Raw genomic sequence first — 19734 nt, 5'->3', positions numbered from 1 at the left:
TATTTTAGATAGATAAAGGTGGCTTGCAGCATGTCTGAGAAAATCTACGTTGGGGTCGATCTCGGCGGAACAGCAATCAAGGTCGGTATATGTGATGATCAAGGTCAGCTTATGCATACGTATGAAGGACCGACTGAAGTGGATCAGGGCGTTGACACGGTTATCGCCAACATCGAGAAGTATGTCCGTCATATCATTGCCGAATCGCCATACAGTTGGGAACAGCTTGAAGGTGTCGGTGCAGGAGTTGCCGGTTTCACGAATGTACGCGAGGGAATTATTGTTCATGCCCCTAACATCGGATTTCGGAATGTTGCCATTCGTTCGGTTCTGGAGGAACGACTGGGCAAGCCTGTCAAAATAGATAATGATGCGAACGTTGCTGCTCTTGGTGAAGCCTGGGCAGGAGCTGGCAAGGGCGTTGACGACTGTGTATGCTTTACACTCGGCACAGGCGTTGGTGGTGGTCTCATCCTGAACGGGAAAATCTATCAGGGCTTCTCGGGTATGGCGGGAGAGCTGGGCCATATCAGTGTTGTGCCTGATCTGGAGGCGATCAAGTGCGGCTGTGGTAAAATGGGATGTGTAGAGACGGTATCATCGGCAACAGGTATTATTCAGATGGCCAAGGATGCTGTCGAGCGCGGAGACCACACATCGCTTGCACTAGTCGACAAGATTGCTGCCAAGGAAGTGTTTGATGCAGCCAAAGCAGGCGACGAAGTAGCGCTGCGTATTGTCAAGCGTGCAGCCTTCTATCTGGGCAAAACGATGGCAACTGTTGCAGCTGTGCTGAATCCTGAATTGTTCATTGTTGGCGGCGGTGTCTCCAAAGCGGGGGACTTCCTGTTTGATGAAATTCGTACTGTATTCGCGCAACTGACTCCAGAGCCGCTGCAGCAGGGTGTTCAGATTCTGGAAGCTACACTGGGTAATAATGCAGGTATCGTAGGTGCTGCAGGTCTTCTCTTGCGTTCGTAGTAACCTCGTAACAAGATCATCCGACAGCAATATGATAAGGAGGGGACATTTATGCTTGAAGGTGAAGGCTCACCGGGCACAGGCGCCACGCTCATTATCATTACGGGCATGTCCGGAGCGGGTAAAACGATAGCTGTACAAAGCCTGGAGGATCTGGGTTTTTTCTGTGTAGACAATTTACCGCCTGTTTTGATTCCCAAATTTGCAGAGTTGATTGAACAATCAAATGGCAAGATTGGCAAGGTGGCATTGGTCATCGATCTGCGGGGACGTGAATTCTTTACTGCATTGTCTGAATCATTGAACTATATTAAAGATCATTTTACGATTCACTGCGAAATTTTGTTCCTGGATGCCACCGATTCTGTGCTCGTGCAGCGCTATAAAGAGAGCAGACGCAGACATCCGTTGGCACCGGAAGGCATGCCGCTGGATGGCATCAAGCTGGAGCGCAAGATGCTGGAGGAGCTTAAAAACTCGGCAACGCAGGTGCTGAATACGAGCACGATGAAGCCTGCTCAGCTGAAGGAGCGCATCATTTCACGCTTCTCCCATCTGGAGAGCCGGATGTTATCGGTGAACATTACGTCTTTCGGATTCAAATACGGCATCCCGATTGATGCAGATCTCGTATTTGATGTTCGTTTTTTACCGAATCCGCATTATATTGATCATTTGCGGCCGAATACGGGGCAGAATAGTGAAGTATACGAATATGTTATGAAATGGCCTGAAACGCAAGCGTTTCTGACCAAGCTGCTGGATATGCTGCATTTTCTGATTCCGCAATACCGGAAGGAAGGCAAAAGCCAGGTTATTATTGGAATCGGCTGTACCGGAGGCAAGCATCGTTCGGTAGCAATATCGGAATACTTGGGCAAAATGCTCGGCAGCAGCGAGACTGAAGCTGTTTCCGTAAGCCATCGCGACGCCGACCGGGACCGTCATTGAAGAGGGTGAAGGGATGAAAGAGGCCGGACCACGAAGAGAACGTCCGAGAATCGTTGTAATGGGCGGTGGAACCGGATTATCGGTGATGCTTCGCGGTTTGAAGGAAAAACCGATGGATATCACGGCCATCGTTACGGTTGCAGATGATGGTGGAAGTTCAGGCATCCTGCGCAGTGAGCTGCAAATGCCGCCCCCGGGCGACATTCGTAACGTGCTTACCGCGCTGGCAGATGTTGAACCGCTGCTCTCAGACATGTTAAAATATCGTTTCAATACAGGCGCGGGGCTTGCAGGACACAGCCTGGGCAATCTCATATTGGCTGCAATGACGGATATATCAGGCGACTTTGTGACCGCTGTGCGGGAGCTTAGCCGCGTGTTTGCCGTTAGGGGTCAGGTGCTCCCGGCAGCTGGTCAGGCGGTTGTGCTGCATGCGGAGATGGAGGATGGTTCCATTGTTACAGGCGAGTCCAAAATTCCTGAAGCAGGCGGGCGCATTAAACGGGTTTTCCTTGAACCGGATCACGTGGAGCCGTTGCCAGAAGCGGTAGAGGCGATTCGCCAGGCGGATGCGATTCTGATCGGCCCGGGCAGTCTATATACAAGTATCCTTCCCAATCTGCTTGTACCCAAGCTGGCAGAGGCCGTTGTTGAAGCAGATGCAGTGAAGATGTTTATCTGTAATGTGATGACACAGCCAGGAGAGACGGATAATTACACCGTGAGCGATCACCTTGTAGCGGTTCAGGAGCATATCGGTCATCAGCTCTTCGACTATGTGATCGTAAACAATGGTGAAATTCCGCTGCAAGTGCAAAATAAGTATGCGGAAAAAGGTGCAAAGCCGGTTGTGCTTGATATGAATGTACTGAAAAGCTCGGGTTATCAGGTTGTCGCAGATACGCTTGTTCTGTTCAAAACCTATCTGCGTCATGACGCCGACAAGCTTAGTCATCATATTTACCAGCTGGTTCAAAATTGGATGTTACGGAAGAGGTGAAGTCTCATGTCATTTGCAGCACAAACCAAAAAAGAATTAACGATGATTGAAAGCGAACCGTGCTGCGAACAGGCGGAACTTTCAGCCCTCATCCGTATGCTCGGTGCAGTGCAGTTATCGAATAAAAAAGTCATCTTGGATATTTCGACAGAGAATGCTGCCATTGCAAGACGGGCATACTCTCTGCTTAAAAAGCATTTTCAAGTGCATACAGAGTTGCTGGTACGCAAGAAAATGCGGCTGAAAAAGAACAATGTATATATTGTTCGTGTTCCGTCAATGGTGCAAGAGATTCTGAAGGAGCTGCATATTGTTTCCGAAGGGTTCCTGTTTACGCCTGGCATCAACGCAGAGCTGCTGGAGAAAAACTGCTGCAAGCGGGCTTATCTTCGCGGAGCGTTTCTGGCAGGCGGATCGGTAAACAACCCGGAGGGTTCGTCGTACCATCTGGAGATTGCGTCGATGTATGAGGAGCATTGCCAGGCTTTGGTCGATCTGGCGAATGAATTTCATCTCAATGCCCGGTGTATAGAAAGGAAAAAAGGATTCATCCTATACATTAAGGAAGGCGAGAAAATCATTGAGCTGCTCAGCATCATCGGTGCGCACCAGGCTTTGTTCAAGTTCGAGGATGTTCGTATCATGAGGGATATGCGCAATTCAGTGAATCGGATCGTGAACTGTGAGACAGCCAATCTGAACAAAACGATCGGAGCGGCTGTCAGACAGATTGACAATATTCGTTTACTGCAAAAGGAAGTGGGCCTCGAATCCCTTCCAGATAAGCTGCGTGAAGTGGCAGAGGTAAGACTTGCCCATCCCGACATCAACCTGAAGGAAGTTGGCGAATTGCTGAAAGGCACTGTGAGCAAATCAGGTGTGAACCATCGCCTTCGGAAGATTGATGAGCTTGCTGAGAAAGTGCGCGCGGAACGTACGTTATAGTTGAAGGTTGAAATGAATCATTTAAGTTTAAGGTTTGTTATGACCTTATCAGGTCATTGTAGGTTACTCGTGCGGGTGAAGGAGATGCTTCGGTGTCGGCTTTTTGCCTAAGTCCGGGGGCTGCGTTTTTTCTTCTAGTGTCCTGCACGGGTTAATGGTATAATGTTGTATAAATATAATTGTGTATTTAATGTCCAGATTTCATAATAGGGGGTAAGTTTCTATGACAAAGCACCCGGTAGTTGTCCGTTTGAAAACGGGTCTCCATGCCAGACCTGCAGCACTGTTCGTTCAAGAAGCGAATAAGTACTCATCTGAAGTGTTCGTCGAGAAGGACGATAAAAAAGTGAATGCTAAAAGTATTATGGGAATTATGAGCCTTGCGATCAGCACAGGTACGGAAATCCATATCAGTGCAGAGGGCGCGGACGCCGATCAGGCTGTAAACGCTTTAGTTAGTTTGGTTAGCAAGGAAGAGCTCGAAAACCAATAAGCATAAAATTTGAGTTTGTTTTGAATGTGATGAAGAAGTCCCGCAAGGGGCTTTTTTGCGTTATATATAAGTTGAAGCCAAGGATGTTTACATGTGCACACAGATATAAATTTGTATGTTATCGGCGCAGTCAAGTGCAACATTATGGAATTTGTCCCGTCTGTTAAGGTATCAAATCGCTTCAAGTTTGAGAAGTTAAATATGAGGAGGTTAATCGTAATGGGTAAACAATGGATGAAGCCGTTCGGCGCGGTACTGGTGGCAAGCTCTTTATTAGTTGGAGGTACAGCCTGGGTTGCACCAGGAAACTACGCATATGCGGCGGAGGTTCAGGGAGTGCAGCAAAATGTGATCAATGTCGTAGGTAAGGGTGAAATTCAGGTGAAGCCGGATATTGCCTATCTGTCCATTGGTGTGAACAGTACTGCAGAAACTGCGGCATCAGCGCAGAAAGCAAACGCTGCTAAAATTCAAAAGGTGACCAATCTGCTGAAAAACACTTGGAAGATCAGTGCAGATGATATTCAAACAAGCCAGTTCTACGTGCAGCCGAACTACACGTACAGTGAAAAAGACGGGCAGAAGATCAAAGGGTATACGGCTCATCACACGTTGACTGTGACGTATCGTGATATGGACAAGATTGGTGAGTTGCTGGATGCAGCTTCACAGGCAGGAGCCAACAACATCGAGAATGTGCGTTTCACAGTAGAGAATCCGGAGAAATACGAATCCGAAGTGATTGCTAAGGCAGTAGCCAATGCAGATGTGAAAGCCGGAGCAATTGCTAAAGCAGTTAAACGCCAGCTTGGAACAGTTCTCTCGGTAAGCCAACCGGATGGTAACGTTCCTGTATTCTATGCAAATGAATCTATAATGGCAAAAGCGGCAAGTGACTCCAATGCAGGCACACAGATTGAAGCAGGCCAGGTTAAGGTAAGCACGGTTCTTAATATCACGTATGAGATGAAATAAAAGCTTCTGACCCATAATAAATAAAATAGTTAAAAATCAATAATTTATAAAAATGACAAAGATGCTGTCCTCTGGACAGTGTCTTTTTTGTTGTATGAGCTCACTTTAAGGAAGCGAGAGAATATTATTTTTACGTTGACTCGTCGGTGAATGAGAAAATCATGTCGTTTTTGTATAGATGTTCGTGACAAAATGTTCATTTTCTGCTTTTTTTTCAGCACGACTTTCATCAACATTGTAACTGGAGCTGTAAATCTTTCAATGACGTGACTAGTTATAATAAACAACGTAACGACGAGCAGCAGGAGATAGGAGTATGTTTTCACAAACTTCAGCATCAGCTGCAAATTCATCTCGAAATGGGTTAATGGTTAGTAAGAGTTGAGCGTATGACATATGCAATTACAATTGTGGCTGTATACGCAATAAAACTGATGGTGAATAAAAGAGAGGAGTTTTATAGATGAATACATGGAAAAAGTGGACGAGTGCATTATTGGCAGCAGGGGTAATTATGGGAGGCAGCACAGCGTGGGTGGATCAATCTGTTCAAGCTGCTTCGGTAACTTCCAAAGTAACTGCACCAGCTGAGGTGACCTTAAAATCAGGTGGCAAAACGCTCGCGCAAAAAGGATTGCTTCAAGGTGGTTCGACCTGGGTGTCACTGACAGCTGTCAAAGATGTAGCAGGTGGTACACTCAAATATGATGCCAAAACGAAGTCATACACGGTAACCGCAGCTAATAACGCGATGACCGTTAGTCTGATGGATGGACAGCCAAACGTGTACATTAACGGTTATTACCCTCAGGTGGAAGCAAAATTAATTCAGGGCCGATTGTACATTCCGTTCTCTGCCATGAGAGATTATTTGGGTGTGCAGGGCAGTTGGGATGCCAAAACGAAAACACTGACGCTCAGCAAAGTGAAGCAAAACGACGTGAAGGTAACTTCCGTGACGGAGAAAGCAACTGTGAAAAATGCCGAAGTAGATATCCGTTATCCGCAGGTGAGCGGGCTTGCGAGCAAAGAAGTGGAAGCAACGATCAATAAAGTGCTCAAGGATGAGGTGGATACGTCCTTTGCAGCCTTCAAGAAACAAACTGCTGAATTTGGTGGTGCAACCGCCCAACGTCCATATGCCTTTGAAACATCGTATGTGGTGACATACAACGAAAATGGCGTACTGGGCCTGATTACGCAACATTATGAAGACTACGCAGGAGCACACGGCATGACGTATCGTGCAGGACACACGTTTGCCCTGGATACAGGTAAAGAGCTGACACTGGATGATGTACTGCAAAACAGCAAATCTATGCGTGAAACGATCAGCAAAAAGGTTGGCGAGCAATTAAAAGCAAGTGGTGGATATTTAGACGGATACAAAGGCTTGAATAAAGACCAGGACTTCTATGTAACTCCAACGGGTGTAGTTGTATTTTTCCAACTGTATGAGTACACAGCTTACGCGGAAGGCTTCCCGGAAATAACATTCTCTTATAAAGAAATTCTGCCTAAAGGCACTGCACCGTTCAGTAACGTAACATCCGAAAAATAAGCTGGCATTCCGAACAAACGTATACTTGCATCTTCACATCAAAAGTACTTATTCATTTATACATGTGAAAAAGGTAAAGAGAAAGCCCTCGTCATGTTTCAAGTGACGAGGGCTTTCTCTTTGTTCAGGCAATGCACCCTGTTTAACGGGTGGTGTTATTGCCTGTTCATATAAATGGCACAGGGCGGATTCACCTATATATCGGTGAATCCGCCCTGTGTATGGAACGGCAAGCCTCCAGGCTGCAGCTTAGATGCCTTGGGAGCCTACGTTTTGAATTACTTTATCGATGATACCGTAATCGGCTGCTTCAGCAGCACTCATGAAGTAGTCACGATCTGTATCTTTTTCGATGCGTTCCAGTGGTTGGCCTGTGCGCTCGGAGATGATGCGGTTCAACGTATCACGCATTTTCAGGATGCGGCGTGCGCGAATCTCGATGTCTGATGCTTGACCTTGCGCACCACCCAGTGGCTGGTGAATCATGATTTCGCTGTTCGGCAGAGCAAAGCGTTTGCCTTTAGCCCCTGCGTTCAGCAGGAATGCACCCATAGAAGCCGCCATACCTACACAGATGGTAGATACATCCGGTTTGATGAATTGCATTGTATCGTAGATGGCCATACCCGCGGTGATCGATCCGCCCGGGCTATTGATGTATAAGTGAATGTCTTTCTCCGGATCTTCCGCTGCCAGGAACAACATCTGTGCCATGATGGCATTAGCCACAACGTCATTCACGTCGCTGCCAAGGAAAATAATACGATCCTTCAGCAATCTGGAATAGATATCATAGGCGCGCTCACCCCGGTTGCTCTGCTCAACGACCATTGGAATATAACTCACGTGAAAAACCTCCTCGGAAATGTAAATGTTTAATTGGTGTTTATATTTAAACTGTTACCGTATTAACCACATCATAAACAATCTCAAACAAAAAGTCAAAGAAAGTCAAACTAACTTTGAAAAAAAAGAAACCTTTCCGGTTTCGTTGGTTAAATGCATTATGAGCTGTTGTAAAATAAGTGGCGCGCCCGCCAAGAATCGAACTTGGATCTCAGGCTTCGGAGGCCTACGTCATATCCATTGGACCACGGGCGCAAATTATGTGACAGCAATAATGATTATATCCTATGGAGTAGGGAAATGCAAGCCATTGCTTTGCAGGGCAATGGTTTCGCTTATTGGACAGGATGGTTTGAATTGATTGCGAAATGATCATGATAAAGAAGAATGGATAAAGTCTGGTTTTGAGTACATGCTATAAGAGGTTTTGGACATGCCTGCCAAAAAGTAAAGTGTGCCACATATAGACGCTAATGACGCCTTTCTTCTATATGTAGTGTGAAATATCTCATAGTATGGTGTGCAACCATCTCCTAATGAATTTGAAGCTTCGAGGTCGCTCATCGTGTCCATGACGAAAGCGCGGAGATTGTGAAAATAGGCGCGTACAGGCGCCCGCAAATGTATCGAAATAAGCCATCGAAACACTTGCATATCGCGTCAGTTTTAGGTAGAATAAACGTGGGACTTAAAAAGTTAACCCGGGACATTTTAGGGCCATGAAAGAAGCTTGGAGCGAGAAGCTTGCGGGAGTGGAAAGCATGCGAACGATTTTAGAAGTGCAAAAGCAGCTTCTGCCCGATCTCATGGATGTCTTGAAGAAGCGCTATACGATTCTGCAGCAGATCATGTTATCGGATGTGATCGGACGGAGAACGTTGGCCAATTCCATGCAGATGACCGAGCGGGTTCTGAGAGCTGAGACCGATCTGTTAAAGGCTCAGGGACTTATCGAAATTGACAGTGCCGGCATGAAGATCAGTGAGGCGGGTTACGAGTTGCTGCAGCAGTTGGAGCCTGTCGCGAAAGAGCTGTTCGGATTATCCGAGCTGGAAGAGCGAATCAAGCAAGCCTACGGCCTGCAAAAGGTAGTCGTAGTTCCTGGCGATTCGGACGTATCTCCTTTTGCCAAGAGAGAACTGGGAAGGGCCGGAGCGAAGGCTCTCGGCAGCGTTATGAATGACAACGACGTTGTAGCCGTCACAGGCGGATCAACAACGGCCGAAGTTGCAGAACAGCTCACACCACCAACTTCGCTCAAGGGGGTCTGGTTTGTGCCAGCCCGTGGCGGACTGGGAGAAAGTCTTGAAATTCAAGCAAATACGATTGCATCCACGATGGCAAAGCGGGCAGGGGCTCAGTACAAACTTCTGCATGTACCGGATTTGCTTAGTGATCATGCCTATGAATCACTGCTTCAGGACCCGAGTGTTCAGGAGATTTTGCAGCTGATCAGGCAGTCACGCATCGTTATTCACGGCATCGGTGATGCGGTAGAAATGGCGAAGAGACGCAAGCTTGCCCCGGAGATTATTGACGAACTTCAGGAGCAGGGCGCTGTATCGGAGTCTTTCGGGTATTATTTCAACGATCAGGGTGAGGTGGTACATACCATGCTTACACTGGGGATGCGGCTTCAGGATATCGAACGCACCGATGTGGTGATCGGCATTGCGGGCGGCACAAGCAAGGCAGCTGCCATTCATTCCGTACTGCGGTTCGGGCAGGAGGATATTCTGATTATTGATGAGGCTGCGGCCAAAATCATTGTCGCGGAAATGGAATGAACCCATTTTCCAGAGCTGAAATGGTTTTATTTTCAACACAACTCTTGTTGTCTTGACGGACTTCACCGTCTGTCTTGAATATATAAGTTTCATAAAAATCAATCAAAACTTGGGAGGAACTTACTCATGATTAAAGTAGGTATTAACGGTTTTGGACGTATCGGTCGCTTGGCATTCCGCCGTATTCAAAATGTAGAGGGCATTGAAGTAGTAGCAATCAACGACTTGACTGACGCTAAAATGCTGGCTCATTTGCTCAAATATGATACAACTCAAGGTCGCTTTGACGGCGATGTTGAAGTACACGACGGCTTCTTCAAAGTGAACGGCAAAGAAGTTAAAGTACTCGCTAACCGCAACCCTGAAGAACTGCCTTGGGGAGACCTGGGTGTAGATATCGTTCTGGAATGTACTGGTTTCTTCACAACAAAAGAAGCTGCTGAGAAACACTTGAAAGGTGGAGCTAAGAAAGTTGTTATCTCCGCACCAGCTACTGGCGACATGAAAACCATCGTTTACAACGTAAACCATGACATCCTTGATGGAACTGAAACTGTAATCTCTGGCGCATCTTGCACAACAAACTGCCTGGCTCCTATGGCAAAAACACTGCAAGACAAATTCGGAATCGTTCAAGGTTTGATGACTACAATTCACGCTTACACTGGCGACCAAAACACTTTGGATGCTCCACACCCTAAAGGTGACTTCCGTCGTGCTCGCGCAGCAGCTGAAAACATCATCCCTAACACAACTGGTGCTGCTAAAGCAATCGGTCTGGTTATCCCTGAACTGCAAGGCAAATTGGATGGTGCAGCTCAACGCGTACCAACACCAACAGGTTCCCTGACTGAGCTGGTAACTGTTCTTGGTAAAAAAGTAACAGCTGACGAAGTTAACGCAGCTATGAAAGAAGCTTCCGATCCACAAACTTTCGGATACACTGAAGACGAAATCGTATCTTCCGACATCGTAGGTATCACTTACGGTTCCCTGTTCGATGCGACTCAAACTAAAGTTCTGACAGTGGGCGACCAACAATTGGTTAAAACTGTAGCTTGGTATGACAACGAAATGTCCTACACAGCTCAACTGGTTCGCACATTGGAGCACTTTGCAAAAATGATCAAGTAATAACTTGAAATAACATAGAGCGGAAACAGATTGCCATTGTTTCCGCTCTTTATATATGAAACTTTTGCAAATTTCTCATGAACACCAGGGCTGACAAGGGATGAGAGCCTTGAAAGGTCCACCAAATACATGGGTGCGGAGGAAATAGAGATGAACAAAAAAAGTGTACGTGATATCGAATTGAATGGAAAACGGGCATTCGTGCGCGTAGATTTCAATGTGCCGCTTGAAGATGGTAAAATTACAGATGACAAACGTATTCGTGCAACATTGCCAACGATTAACTACCTGATCGAAAAAGGTGCTAAAGTCATCCTGGCAAGCCACATGGGTCGTCCAAAAGGTGAAGTTGTTGAATCTATGCGTTTGACTCCAGCTGCAGAGCGCTTGTCCGAATTGCTCGGCAAACCGGTTGTTAAAGCGGATGATTCCGTTGGCGAGGCGGTAAAAGCTCAAATCGCGGCAATGAACGATGGCGACGTATTGTTGCTTGAGAACGTTCGTTTCCACGCGGGTGAAGAGAAAAACGATCCGGAACTGGCTAAACAATTTGCTGAGCTGGCTGACGTATTCGTTAACGATGCATTTGGTGCGGCTCACAGAGCACATGCTTCAACAGAAGGAATCGCTCACTTGCTGCCGGCAGTATCCGGTTTGTTGATGGAGAAAGAGCTTGACGTGTTGGGTAAAGCATTGTCCAACCCTGAGCGTCCTTTCACAGCAATCATCGGTGGTTCCAAAGTTAAAGACAAAATCGATGTGATCGACAACCTGCTGAACATTGCAGACAACGTAATCATCGGTGGCGGTCTGTCCTATACATTCATGAAGGCTCAAGGTTATGAAGTAGGTCAATCCCTGCTGGATGAGTCCAAACTGGATGTTGCTCTGGGCTTCATCGAAAAAGCCAAAAAACTGGGCAAAAACTTCTACCTGCCAGTGGATATCGTAATTTCCGACGATTTCAGTGCGGATGCAAACACTAAAATTGTTGAAGTTGGCGACATTCCTGCAGATTGGGAAGGCATCGACATCGGTCCAAAAACACGTGAGATCTATGCTGACGTTGTTAAAAACTCCAAACTCGTTGTATGGAACGGACCAATGGGCGTATTCGAAATCGAACCTTTCTCCCACGGTACTCGTGCAGTAGCAGAAGCTTGTGCTACAACATCTGCTTACACAGTCATCGGCGGTGGCGACTCTGCAGCAGCAGCTGAGAAGTTCAAACTGGCTGACAAAATGGACCACATCTCCACAGGTGGCGGTGCATCGCTCGAGTTCATGGAAGGCAAACAGCTTCCAGGCGTAGTTGCATTGAACGACAAGTAAGCTTTAAGCTATAGCATGAAGGAGTTGAAACCAATGAGAACACCAATTATCGCGGGTAACTGGAAAATGTTCAAAACGGTTTCCGAATCCAATGACTTCATTCAGGAAGTTAAAGGAAAAGCGGAAGTCGAAGGCGTAGAAACGGTAATCTGCGCACCTTTTACTAATCTGCCATCCCTGGTAGAGGCTGTGAAAGGCACTAGCATCAAAATCGGAGCACAAAATCTTCACTTCGAAGACAACGGTGCATTCACTGGTGAAATCAGCGGTGTTATGCTGAAAGAACTGGGTGTAGATTACGTGATTATCGGTCACTCGGAGCGCCGTCAATATTTTGCGGAAACCGATGAGACTGTCAATAAAAAGCTGCATGCAGCATTCCGTCATGGATTGACTCCAATCTTCTGTCTTGGTGAAACGCTTGAAGAGCGTGAAGCGAACCAAACAAAAGACGTATGCAAAGTACAAACTGAAGCAGCTCTGGCAGGCTTGACTGCTGAGCAAGCAGCACAAGTGGTTATCGCTTATGAGCCAATCTGGGCGATTGGTACAGGAAAATCCTCCACATCCCAGGATGCGAATGAAGTTATTGCTTACATCCGCACGCTGGTGAAGGATCTGTACAACGAGCAGGTTGCAAATGCAGTTCGTATTCAATACGGCGGCAGCGTGAAACCGGAAAACGTAACAGAATACCTCGGACAAAGCGACATCGACGGCGCACTTGTTGGCGGTGCCAGCTTGCAACCGGCTTCGTTCATCGCACTTGTTGAGGGGGCGAAGTAAGATGACAGCTCCAAAACCTGTAGCACTGATCATTATGGACGGCTTCGGTCTGCGTAACACGGTGGAAGGCAATGCGGTAGCGCAAGCCAAAAAACCGAACTATGACCGTTTCATGAGCCAGTTCCCACATACCACACTGACTGCTTGCGGTGAAGCTGTAGGTTTGCCAGAAGGCCAGATGGGGAATTCCGAGGTAGGTCACCTGAACATTGGTGCCGGCCGGATCGTATATCAGGATTTGACCCGTATCTCCAAGTCGATTCGTGACGGCGAGTTCTATGACAATGAAACACTTGTCAAAGCAGTGCGCGAAGCGAAGCAGAACGGTAAAAAGCTTCATCTCTACGGCTTGTTGTCCGATGGTGGTGTACATAGCCACATCGACCACCTGTTCGCTATGCTGGATCTGGCTAAAAAAGAAGAAATGAACGAAGTATATATTCATGCCTTCCTGGATGGCCGGGATGTTATGCCGGACAGCGGTAAAGACTTCATGCAGAAGCTGATCGCTAAAATTGATGAGGTTGGTGTAGGGAAAATCGCAACAGTCCAAGGTCGCTATTATGCAATGGACCGTGACAAACGCTGGGAGCGTGTAGAGAAATCTTACCGTGCTATCGTTTATGGCGATGGACCGAAATACACTGATCCGCTCAAAGCGGTTGAAGAGTCATATGAGAAATCCGTATTTGACGAGTTCGTTGAACCAACGGTTATCGTTAAAGCGGATGGTGAGCCGGTAGGTTTGGTGGAAAGCGGCGATTCCGTTGTATTCCTTAACTTCCGTCCTGACCGTGCAATCCAGTTGTCACAAGTGTTCACCAACTCCGATTTCCGCGGTTTTGACCGTGGACCGAAGTTCCCTGTGGGCCTGCACTTTGTGTGCTTGACGCTGTTCAGTGAGACGGTTGAGGGTTATGTGGCTTATGAGCCGAAGAACCTCGACAATACCCTGGGCGAAGTGCTGGTACAGAACAACAAAAAACAACTGCGCATTGCAGAAACCGAGAAATACCCGCACGTAACCTTCTTCTTCAGCGGCGGCCGTGACGTAGAGCTTCCAGGCGAAACTCGCGTGCTGATCAACTCGCCTAAGGTTGCAACGTATGACCTGCAGCCGGAGATGAGTGCTTATGAAGTTGCGGATGCAGCGGTTCGTGAGATCGAAGCAGATAAACACGACGCAATCATCCTGAACTTTGCTAACCCTGACATGGTTGGACACTCCGGAATGCTGGAGCCAACGATCAAAGCGGTTGAAGTTACAGATGAGTGCATGGGCCGTGTCGTAGACGCAGTTCTTGCCAAAGGCGGCGTGGTGCTGATTACTGCGGATCACGGTAACGCGGATATGGTGTTTGATGAGCAAGGACGTCCGTTCACAGCTCATACAACAAACCCGGTTCCATTGATCGTTACAGATCCGAATGTAACGCTGCGTGAAGGCGGAATTTTGGCCGACATCGCGCCAACCATTCTTGACCTGATGCAATTGCCTAAACCGGAAGAAATGACAGGTACATCCGTTATTGCTACCCGTAAATAAGTTGCACAGCCACTATATATGAAATTGGGAAGTTTGGCGTTTACCTCGGAACGAAGGCAGCAGAAATGGTCTGAAGAAGCGAAGCGTTCGCCTTTATCACAGGATTCCAACTTATGAAAATAAGTTCAAAGGAATCCGGGGATAACAGCGATCGGAAGACGATTCTGCTGACGTAGTGGATAAGGGGAAACACAAGTGGTCCTGATTTTAAATAAATTCAAAATTAAAGGAGACTATCACTCATGACTATTATTACTGACGTGTACGCACGCGAAGTCCTTGACTCCCGCGGTAACCCTACAGTTGAAGTTGAAGTATATCTGGAGTCCGGCGCACTCGGACGCGCAATCGTTCCATCTGGTGCATCCACTGGTGCCCACGAAGCGGTTGAGCTTCGCGATGGTGACAAATCCCGTTACCTTGGTAAAGGCGTACTGCAAGCTGTTAAAAACGTAAATGAAGTTATCGCTCCAGAAGTTATCGGTATGGACGCTTTGGATCAACTGGGCATCGACAAAATGATGATCGCTCTGGACGGTACACCAAACAAAGGTAAATTGGGTGCAAACGCAATTCTGGCTGTATCCATGGCAGTAGCTCGCGCAGCTGCTGACGCTTTGGAAGTTCCACTTTATGTTTACCTGGGCGGATTCAACGCGAAAACTCTGCCAGTTCCAATGATGAACATCATCAACGGTGGTGAGCACGCGGACAACAACATCGACGTACAAGAGTTCATGGTATTGCCAGTTGGCGCACCAACATTCAAAGAAGCTCTTCGCGTTGGCGCAGAGATCTTCCACAACCTGAAATCCGTACTCAGCTCCAAAGGCTTGAACACAGCTGTAGGTGACGAAGGTGGTTTCGCTCCAAACCTGGGTTCCAATGAAGAAGCGATCACTACGATCATCGAAGCAATCGAAAAAGCAGGTTACAAACCAGGCGTTGACGTATTCCTGGGTATGGACGTTGCTTCTACTGAGTTCTACAAAGATGGTAAATATACACTGGCTGGCGAAGGCAAATCTTACACTTCCGCTGAGTATGTTGACCTGTTGGCTTCATGGGTTGAGAAGTACCCAATCATCACAATCGAAGACGGTATGTCCGAAGACGACTGGGAAGGTTGGAAATTGCTCACTGAGAAATTGGGAGACAAAGTTCAACTCGTTGGTGATGACTTGTTCGTAACGAACACAGAGCGTCTGTCCCAAGGTATTGAAAAAGGTATCGGTAACTCCATCCTGATCAAAGTTAACCAAATCGGTACGCTGACTGAAACTTTCGATGCCATCGAAATGGCTAAACGTGCAGGATACACAGCTGTTATCTCCCACCGTTCCGGTGAGTCCGAAGATAGCACAATCGCAGACATCGCGGTTGCAACAAACGCTGGACAGATCAAAACAGGTGCTCCTTCCCGTACAGACCGTATCGCGAAGTACAACCAATTGCTCCGCATCGAGGATCAACTGGATACACGCGCTCAATACATCGGTCTTAAAGGCTTCTACAACCTTAAAAAATAAGCTGTATTCACAGCTTTTCAGGCAAGCCGGGTGACCGGCTTGTCTTTTTCTTTGGTGTGACAGGGTTAAATATCCGGGAAAACGTCTGCTGTGTACTACTTGTATCACACTCGTAGCTATGCTACAATTAAAGTAACTGTTTTTATGGTGAGATGTTATGCCCACATGGGTAGGAGGTGGAAAGAATGGATATTGCTTTGAAATTGCTGCTCGTTGTTTTCTCGATCGGTCTAATCACTGTAGTATTGCTGCAGCACGGAAAAAGCGCTGGTTTGGCGGGTGCCATCTCCGGTGGTGCGGAACATCTTTTCGGTAAAACGAAAGCGCGCGGACTGGATCTTTTCTTGCAACGTGCAACAGTGGTACTTGGTGCAGGATTTATGATCTTGGCTATTATTGTTACGGTGGTTTCCAAGTAACCTCAAGTTATCTGGATTCCCGAATTGAATTAAATAGCTGAAGCCCCATGGCTTAACGGATAAAAAACCTTCGTTTCGTGCTGAAACGGAGGTTTTTTAATAGAAATTTATTGAACCAAAGTTTTCCAACTGTTAAATAAAAAATGAAGGAAAGTTTGAACTTTTTGCTTCTGTACGATTCCCCTTTTGCTGCGACGTATCCCCGAAAATAGCAGGGCATGCTCTTGCCGGTGCTGAATATTCCTAATGTATATACTCAGTTGTGCTGTTTTTTTATAAAAATGCTGATGAAGTTCAGATCGGGCAGTCTGCTGGCTGCATAAACTGTGTGAAGAAGTTCATTGCTGCCGAGCTGGTGCAGTGGACTCTGTAGTTTTTTGGCGTGGTACGGATGGGCTGGATTGAATTCGTGTATACTAGGGTATGAGATAGTGAGGCCGCAGGTTTTAACATTTGTCCTATGGCACCTGTATGATTACGACGCGAATTCCGATACATAAAGAGAAGAGATCAGACTAACACTCTTACGTTTCCCGAGGTGAAAACTAATGATAACCGAACAACAATTACTCGACTTCATGCGGGAGACCGCTTATAAACCGATGACTTATCAGGAGCTGGAACAGCACTTTCAGATTGAAGATGCTGCGGATTTCAGAGCCTTTTTGATTATGCTGAACACGCTGGAGGAATCCGGCCAAATTTTGCTGACGAGCAATAATCGCTATGGTATGCCGGAACGTATGAACCTGGTGCGTGGGCGCTTGCAAGCGCATGCGAAGGGTTTTGCCTTTTTGATTCCTGAGGATCGGGAGCATCCGGATGTGTACATCCATGCCAATGATATGAAAAGTGCAATGAATGGGGACACCGTTCTTGTAAAAGTGACGTCCCAAGGCCCGTCTGGCGGACGGCTGGAGGGTGAAATTGTACGCATCGTGAATCGTGCGATCACACAGGTTGTGGGTGTTTTTCAGAGCCACGAAGTGTATGGATTTGTTATTCCGGATGATAAACGGATTAATCGTGATATTTTTATCCCGCGTACGAATTTTGCAGGGGCTGTAGATGGACAGAAGGTCGTTGCCAAGATTGTCAGCTATCCAGAAGGCCGCGCGGCAGCAGAAGGAGAGATTATCGAGATTCTGGGTCACAAGGATGAGCCGGGCATCGATATTTTATCGGTCATACGCAAACATCAGCTGCCTGAGGCTTTCCCGGATGAAGTGATGGAAGAAGCAGAGAAAGCGCCGGATTCCATCACGGAAGAAGAGATCGTTCAGCAGGGACGCCGCGATCTGCGCGGATTGAACATCGTGACGATTGATGGCGAGGATGCGAAGGACTTGGATGATGCGGTCAACGTGGAGAAGCTGCCGAACGGCAACTACCGTCTGGGTGTGCATATTGCCGATGTGGGTTATTACGTGCGAGAAAACTCCAAGCTGGATCAGGAAGCATATAACCGTGGATGCAGTGTGTATCTCGTAGACAGGGTTATTCCGATGCTGCCACAGCGTCTGTCCAACGGTATTTGCAGCTTGAATCCGCAGGTGGATCGTCTGACGTTGTCTTGTGAGATGGAATTCAATGACCAGATGAAGGTTGTAAAACATGATATTTTCACGAGTGTGATTAAGACAAAGGAACGCATGACGTATTCTAATGTGCGTAAAATCCTTGAAGGCGAAGAGCCGGAGCTGCTCGAACGTTATAAAGATCTCGTGGATGACTTCCACCTGATGAAAGAAATTGCTCTGAAGCTGCGGGCGATGCGTATGCGCCGCGGGGCGGTTGACTTTGATTTTGAAGAGTCCAAAATCATTGTCGATGAGAACTGCAAACCGGTCGATATTGTCAAACGGGAGCGTTCGATTGCGGAGCAAATTATTGAGGAGTTCATGCTGGCAGCGAATGAGACGGTTGCCGAGCATTTCCACTGGCTTAAAGTGCCGTTCATCTATCGTGTGCATGAGGACCCGGATCAGGAAAAGCTGCAAAATTTCCTCGCCTTTGCGGCGAATTTTGGGCATCATGTTAAAGGACGTGGCAATTCCGTTCATCCACGCGCGCTTCAATCGCTCTTGGAGGATATTAACGGCACGAAGGAGCAGACGGTCATTAGCACGATGATGCTTCGTTCGATGAAGCAGGCGAAGTATGACTCTGAAATGTCAGGTCACTTTGGTCTGGCGGCAGAGTTCTATAGTCACTTTACATCACCGATCCGTCGTTATCCCGATCTCGTTATTCACCGCGTCATTCGTGAAGTCATCGAGAATAACGGAGCATTGCCGGAGAATCGTCAGGAATATCTGGCAAGCCGGATGTCGGATATAGCTCAGCAATCGTCAGAACGTGAACGTGTAGCTGTTGAAGCTGAGCGGGATACGGAGAAAATGAAAAAAGCCGAGTATATGCTCGATAAGGTCGGCGAAGAATTCGAAGGCATGATCAGCAGCGTCACGAGCTTTGGTATGTTCATCGAACTGGAGAACACGGTAGAAGGTCTGATTCGTCTCAGCGCACTGACCGACGACTATTACCATTTTGATGATCAGCATATGGCACTTATTGGGGAGCGCACCTCGAAGGTGTTCCGTATCGGTGACGAAGTGAAGATTCGCGTGGCTCGTGTAAGCATGGAAGAGTATACGATTGATTTCGAGATGGTCGATATGAAACCTCGCAGAGAGCGTGAGGGCGGCTTCGAACGGGGTGGACGCCCTGGTGGTAAAGGCGGTCGCCCAGGAAGCGGCGGCGGACGAGGCGGAGCCAAAGGTGGCTTCGGTGGAAGCCGTGGTGGTAAAGGCAGTGCTGGTGCAGGCGGTGGCAAGCGCGAGCGCGGTGGCCGATCGGCGAGTGAGGGTGGCAAAGGTGCTCGTGCGGGCCGCGGCGCTGCTCCTGCAGGAGCGAATGCTGGTTCAGGTGCAAGCGCGGGCTCCACGACAGGTGGTTTTACTGGCAAACGCGGTGGTAAACCGAAAGGTGAGCGCCGTGGAGGCGAACATGGTGGTGCGAGCAGCCGTGGGCAAGGTGCGGTAAGCTTTGGGTTTGGCTCGGGTAAAGGTGGCTACAGCTCTGCACCGATGGGTCAGGACAGTGCTTCTGCAGGCGGACCAGGAAGTGGCCTGAACGGCAGTGGCCGTGGCGAAGGCAGCTTCAAATCCGGTAAGGGCGGCAGCGGTAAAGGTGGCAAAGGCGGAGGTAAACGGAAGAATACATCGCCTAGCGGTATTTTTATCGGTGAAAATGCCACACCAGGCGGAGCACAGGAAGAAGGAGCGCCACGCCGCAAGCGCAAGAAAAACAAAGGCGGAGCCGGGAATGCCACAGCGGCTTTTGTACGGAAGAAAAAGAAGTAAGCGAGAAGCCTATAACGTGTATTGAGGAGGGGCGGCAGAGACCGCCTCTTTCTTGATTTTAACAGCGGTCCTTGCTACAATTAA

16 protein-coding genes and 1 tRNA gene are annotated in these 19734 nt (G+C 47.7%); 15 read left to right on the top strand and 2 right to left on the bottom strand.

Annotation, left to right across the window (positions count from 1 at the left end; genetic code table 11):
* The first annotated feature begins 30 nt into the window (after positions 1–30).
* The 7 genes from ACQSGY_RS23590 to ACQSGY_RS23560 all read left to right on the top strand — a co-directional run bounded on the left by ACQSGY_RS23590 (position 31) and on the right by ACQSGY_RS23560 (position 6906).
* On the top strand, positions 31–981 hold the full coding sequence (locus tag ACQSGY_RS23590) for an ROK family glucokinase (RefSeq protein ID WP_145405836.1): 951 nt from the start codon (positions 31–33) through the stop codon (positions 979–981).
* 51 nt (positions 982–1032) lie between these two features.
* Positions 1033–1932: an RNase adapter RapZ gene (rapZ, locus tag ACQSGY_RS23585; RefSeq protein ID WP_427181141.1), complete on the top strand. Its 900-nt coding sequence runs from the start codon at positions 1033–1035 to the stop codon at positions 1930–1932.
* 13 nt (positions 1933–1945) lie between these two features.
* Entirely contained in the window at positions 1946–2932 is a 987-nt protein-coding gene (locus tag ACQSGY_RS23580) for a gluconeogenesis factor YvcK family protein (protein WP_111270237.1), read from the top strand.
* A gap of 6 nt (positions 2933–2938) precedes the next feature.
* Positions 2939–3877 (top strand): DNA-binding protein WhiA, encoded by a 939-nt coding sequence (whiA, locus tag ACQSGY_RS23575; protein WP_427181139.1) that lies wholly within the window; start codon positions 2939–2941, stop codon positions 3875–3877.
* A gap of 223 nt (positions 3878–4100) precedes the next feature.
* Positions 4101–4370 carry an HPr family phosphocarrier protein gene (locus tag ACQSGY_RS23570; RefSeq protein ID WP_090924792.1) on the top strand — a complete coding sequence of 90 codons (270 nt, stop codon included), beginning with the start codon at positions 4101–4103 and terminating at the stop codon, positions 4368–4370.
* Positions 4371–4589: 219 nt separating this feature from the next.
* Entirely contained in the window at positions 4590–5345 is a 756-nt protein-coding gene (locus ACQSGY_RS23565; protein ID WP_289376164.1) for an SIMPL domain-containing protein, read from the top strand.
* A gap of 463 nt (positions 5346–5808) precedes the next feature.
* A complete protein-coding gene (locus ACQSGY_RS23560) occupies positions 5809–6906 on the top strand; it encodes a stalk domain-containing protein (RefSeq protein ID WP_427181136.1) in 1098 nt (365 codons plus the stop codon).
* A 249-nt stretch (positions 6907–7155) separates the two neighbouring features.
* On the opposite strand, the gene clpP is transcribed toward ACQSGY_RS23560, so the two are convergent.
* Positions 7156–7752: an ATP-dependent Clp endopeptidase proteolytic subunit ClpP gene (gene clpP / locus ACQSGY_RS23555; RefSeq protein ID WP_090924795.1), complete on the bottom strand. Its 597-nt coding sequence runs from the start codon at positions 7750–7752 to the stop codon at positions 7156–7158.
* A gap of 180 nt (positions 7753–7932) precedes the next feature.
* Positions 7933–8007, bottom strand: a tRNA-Arg gene (locus ACQSGY_RS23550).
* 506 nt (positions 8008–8513) lie between these two features.
* On the opposite strand from ACQSGY_RS23550, the gene ACQSGY_RS23545 reads away from it, so the two are divergent.
* The 8 genes from ACQSGY_RS23545 (at position 8514) to rnr (ending at position 19650) form a co-directional block, all read left to right on the top strand.
* Positions 8514–9539 (top strand): sugar-binding transcriptional regulator, encoded by a 1026-nt coding sequence (locus tag ACQSGY_RS23545; protein WP_145405832.1) that lies wholly within the window; start codon positions 8514–8516, stop codon positions 9537–9539.
* 126 nt (positions 9540–9665) lie between these two features.
* Complete coding sequence (gene gap, locus ACQSGY_RS23540) at positions 9666–10673, top strand: type I glyceraldehyde-3-phosphate dehydrogenase (RefSeq protein WP_111270233.1); 1008 nt, start codon at positions 9666–9668, stop codon at positions 10671–10673.
* 150 nt (positions 10674–10823) lie between these two features.
* Entirely contained in the window at positions 10824–12005 is a 1182-nt protein-coding gene (locus ACQSGY_RS23535; protein ID WP_427181135.1) for a phosphoglycerate kinase, read from the top strand.
* Positions 12006–12038: 33 nt separating this feature from the next.
* A complete protein-coding gene (gene tpiA, locus ACQSGY_RS23530; protein ID WP_145405830.1) occupies positions 12039–12791 on the top strand; it encodes a triose-phosphate isomerase in 753 nt (250 codons plus the stop codon).
* A 1-nt stretch (position 12792) separates the two neighbouring features.
* Positions 12793–14337 carry a 2,3-bisphosphoglycerate-independent phosphoglycerate mutase gene (gene gpmI, locus ACQSGY_RS23525; protein WP_111270230.1) on the top strand — a complete coding sequence of 515 codons (1545 nt, stop codon included), beginning with the start codon at positions 12793–12795 and terminating at the stop codon, positions 14335–14337.
* 242 nt (positions 14338–14579) lie between these two features.
* Positions 14580–15866 carry a phosphopyruvate hydratase gene (gene eno / locus ACQSGY_RS23520; protein ID WP_110898842.1) on the top strand — a complete coding sequence of 429 codons (1287 nt, stop codon included), beginning with the start codon at positions 14580–14582 and terminating at the stop codon, positions 15864–15866.
* A gap of 185 nt (positions 15867–16051) precedes the next feature.
* Positions 16052–16285 carry a preprotein translocase subunit SecG gene (gene secG, locus ACQSGY_RS23515; RefSeq protein WP_111270229.1) on the top strand — a complete coding sequence of 78 codons (234 nt, stop codon included), beginning with the start codon at positions 16052–16054 and terminating at the stop codon, positions 16283–16285.
* Between the two features lie 548 nt (positions 16286–16833).
* On the top strand, positions 16834–19650 hold the full coding sequence (gene rnr / locus ACQSGY_RS23510) for a ribonuclease R (protein WP_427181132.1): 2817 nt from the start codon (positions 16834–16836) through the stop codon (positions 19648–19650).
* The last annotated feature ends 84 nt before the right edge of the window (positions 19651–19734 follow it).

Origin of the sequence: Paenibacillus sp. TC-CSREp1 (assembly GCF_050171015.1) — a bacterium.
GTDB lineage: Bacteria > Bacillota > Bacilli > Paenibacillales > Paenibacillaceae > Paenibacillus > Paenibacillus silvae.
Note: the sequence above shows the minus strand (reverse complement) of the source record. Positions and strands in the feature narration are given on the sequence as shown.

What these genes read in the sequence shown, in the direction of transcription:
- ACQSGY_RS23560 (WP_427181136.1), top strand. Translation starts at nt 5,809, where the DNA reads ATGAATACATGGAAAAAGTGGACGAGTGCATTATTGGCAGCAGGGGTA.
- whiA (WP_427181139.1), top strand. Translation starts at nt 2,939, where the DNA reads ATGTCATTTGCAGCACAAACCAAAAAAGAATTAACGATGATTGAAAGC.
- gpmI (WP_111270230.1), top strand. Translation starts at nt 12,793, where the DNA reads ATGACAGCTCCAAAACCTGTAGCACTGATCATTATGGACGGCTTCGGT.
- gap (WP_111270233.1), top strand. Translation starts at nt 9,666, where the DNA reads ATGATTAAAGTAGGTATTAACGGTTTTGGACGTATCGGTCGCTTGGCA.
- ACQSGY_RS23565 (WP_289376164.1), top strand. Translation starts at nt 4,590, where the DNA reads ATGGGTAAACAATGGATGAAGCCGTTCGGCGCGGTACTGGTGGCAAGC.
- eno (WP_110898842.1), top strand. Translation starts at nt 14,580, where the DNA reads ATGACTATTATTACTGACGTGTACGCACGCGAAGTCCTTGACTCCCGC.
- tpiA (WP_145405830.1), top strand. Translation starts at nt 12,039, where the DNA reads ATGAGAACACCAATTATCGCGGGTAACTGGAAAATGTTCAAAACGGTT.
- ACQSGY_RS23545 (WP_145405832.1), top strand. Translation starts at nt 8,514, where the DNA reads ATGCGAACGATTTTAGAAGTGCAAAAGCAGCTTCTGCCCGATCTCATG.
- secG (WP_111270229.1), top strand. Translation starts at nt 16,052, where the DNA reads ATGGATATTGCTTTGAAATTGCTGCTCGTTGTTTTCTCGATCGGTCTA.
- ACQSGY_RS23580 (WP_111270237.1), top strand. Translation starts at nt 1,946, where the DNA reads ATGAAAGAGGCCGGACCACGAAGAGAACGTCCGAGAATCGTTGTAATG.
- ACQSGY_RS23590 (WP_145405836.1), top strand. Translation starts at nt 31, where the DNA reads ATGTCTGAGAAAATCTACGTTGGGGTCGATCTCGGCGGAACAGCAATC.
- ACQSGY_RS23535 (WP_427181135.1), top strand. Translation starts at nt 10,824, where the DNA reads ATGAACAAAAAAAGTGTACGTGATATCGAATTGAATGGAAAACGGGCA.
- rnr (WP_427181132.1), top strand. Translation starts at nt 16,834, where the DNA reads ATGATAACCGAACAACAATTACTCGACTTCATGCGGGAGACCGCTTAT.
- rapZ (WP_427181141.1), top strand. Translation starts at nt 1,033, where the DNA reads ATGCTTGAAGGTGAAGGCTCACCGGGCACAGGCGCCACGCTCATTATC.
- ACQSGY_RS23570 (WP_090924792.1), top strand. Translation starts at nt 4,101, where the DNA reads ATGACAAAGCACCCGGTAGTTGTCCGTTTGAAAACGGGTCTCCATGCC.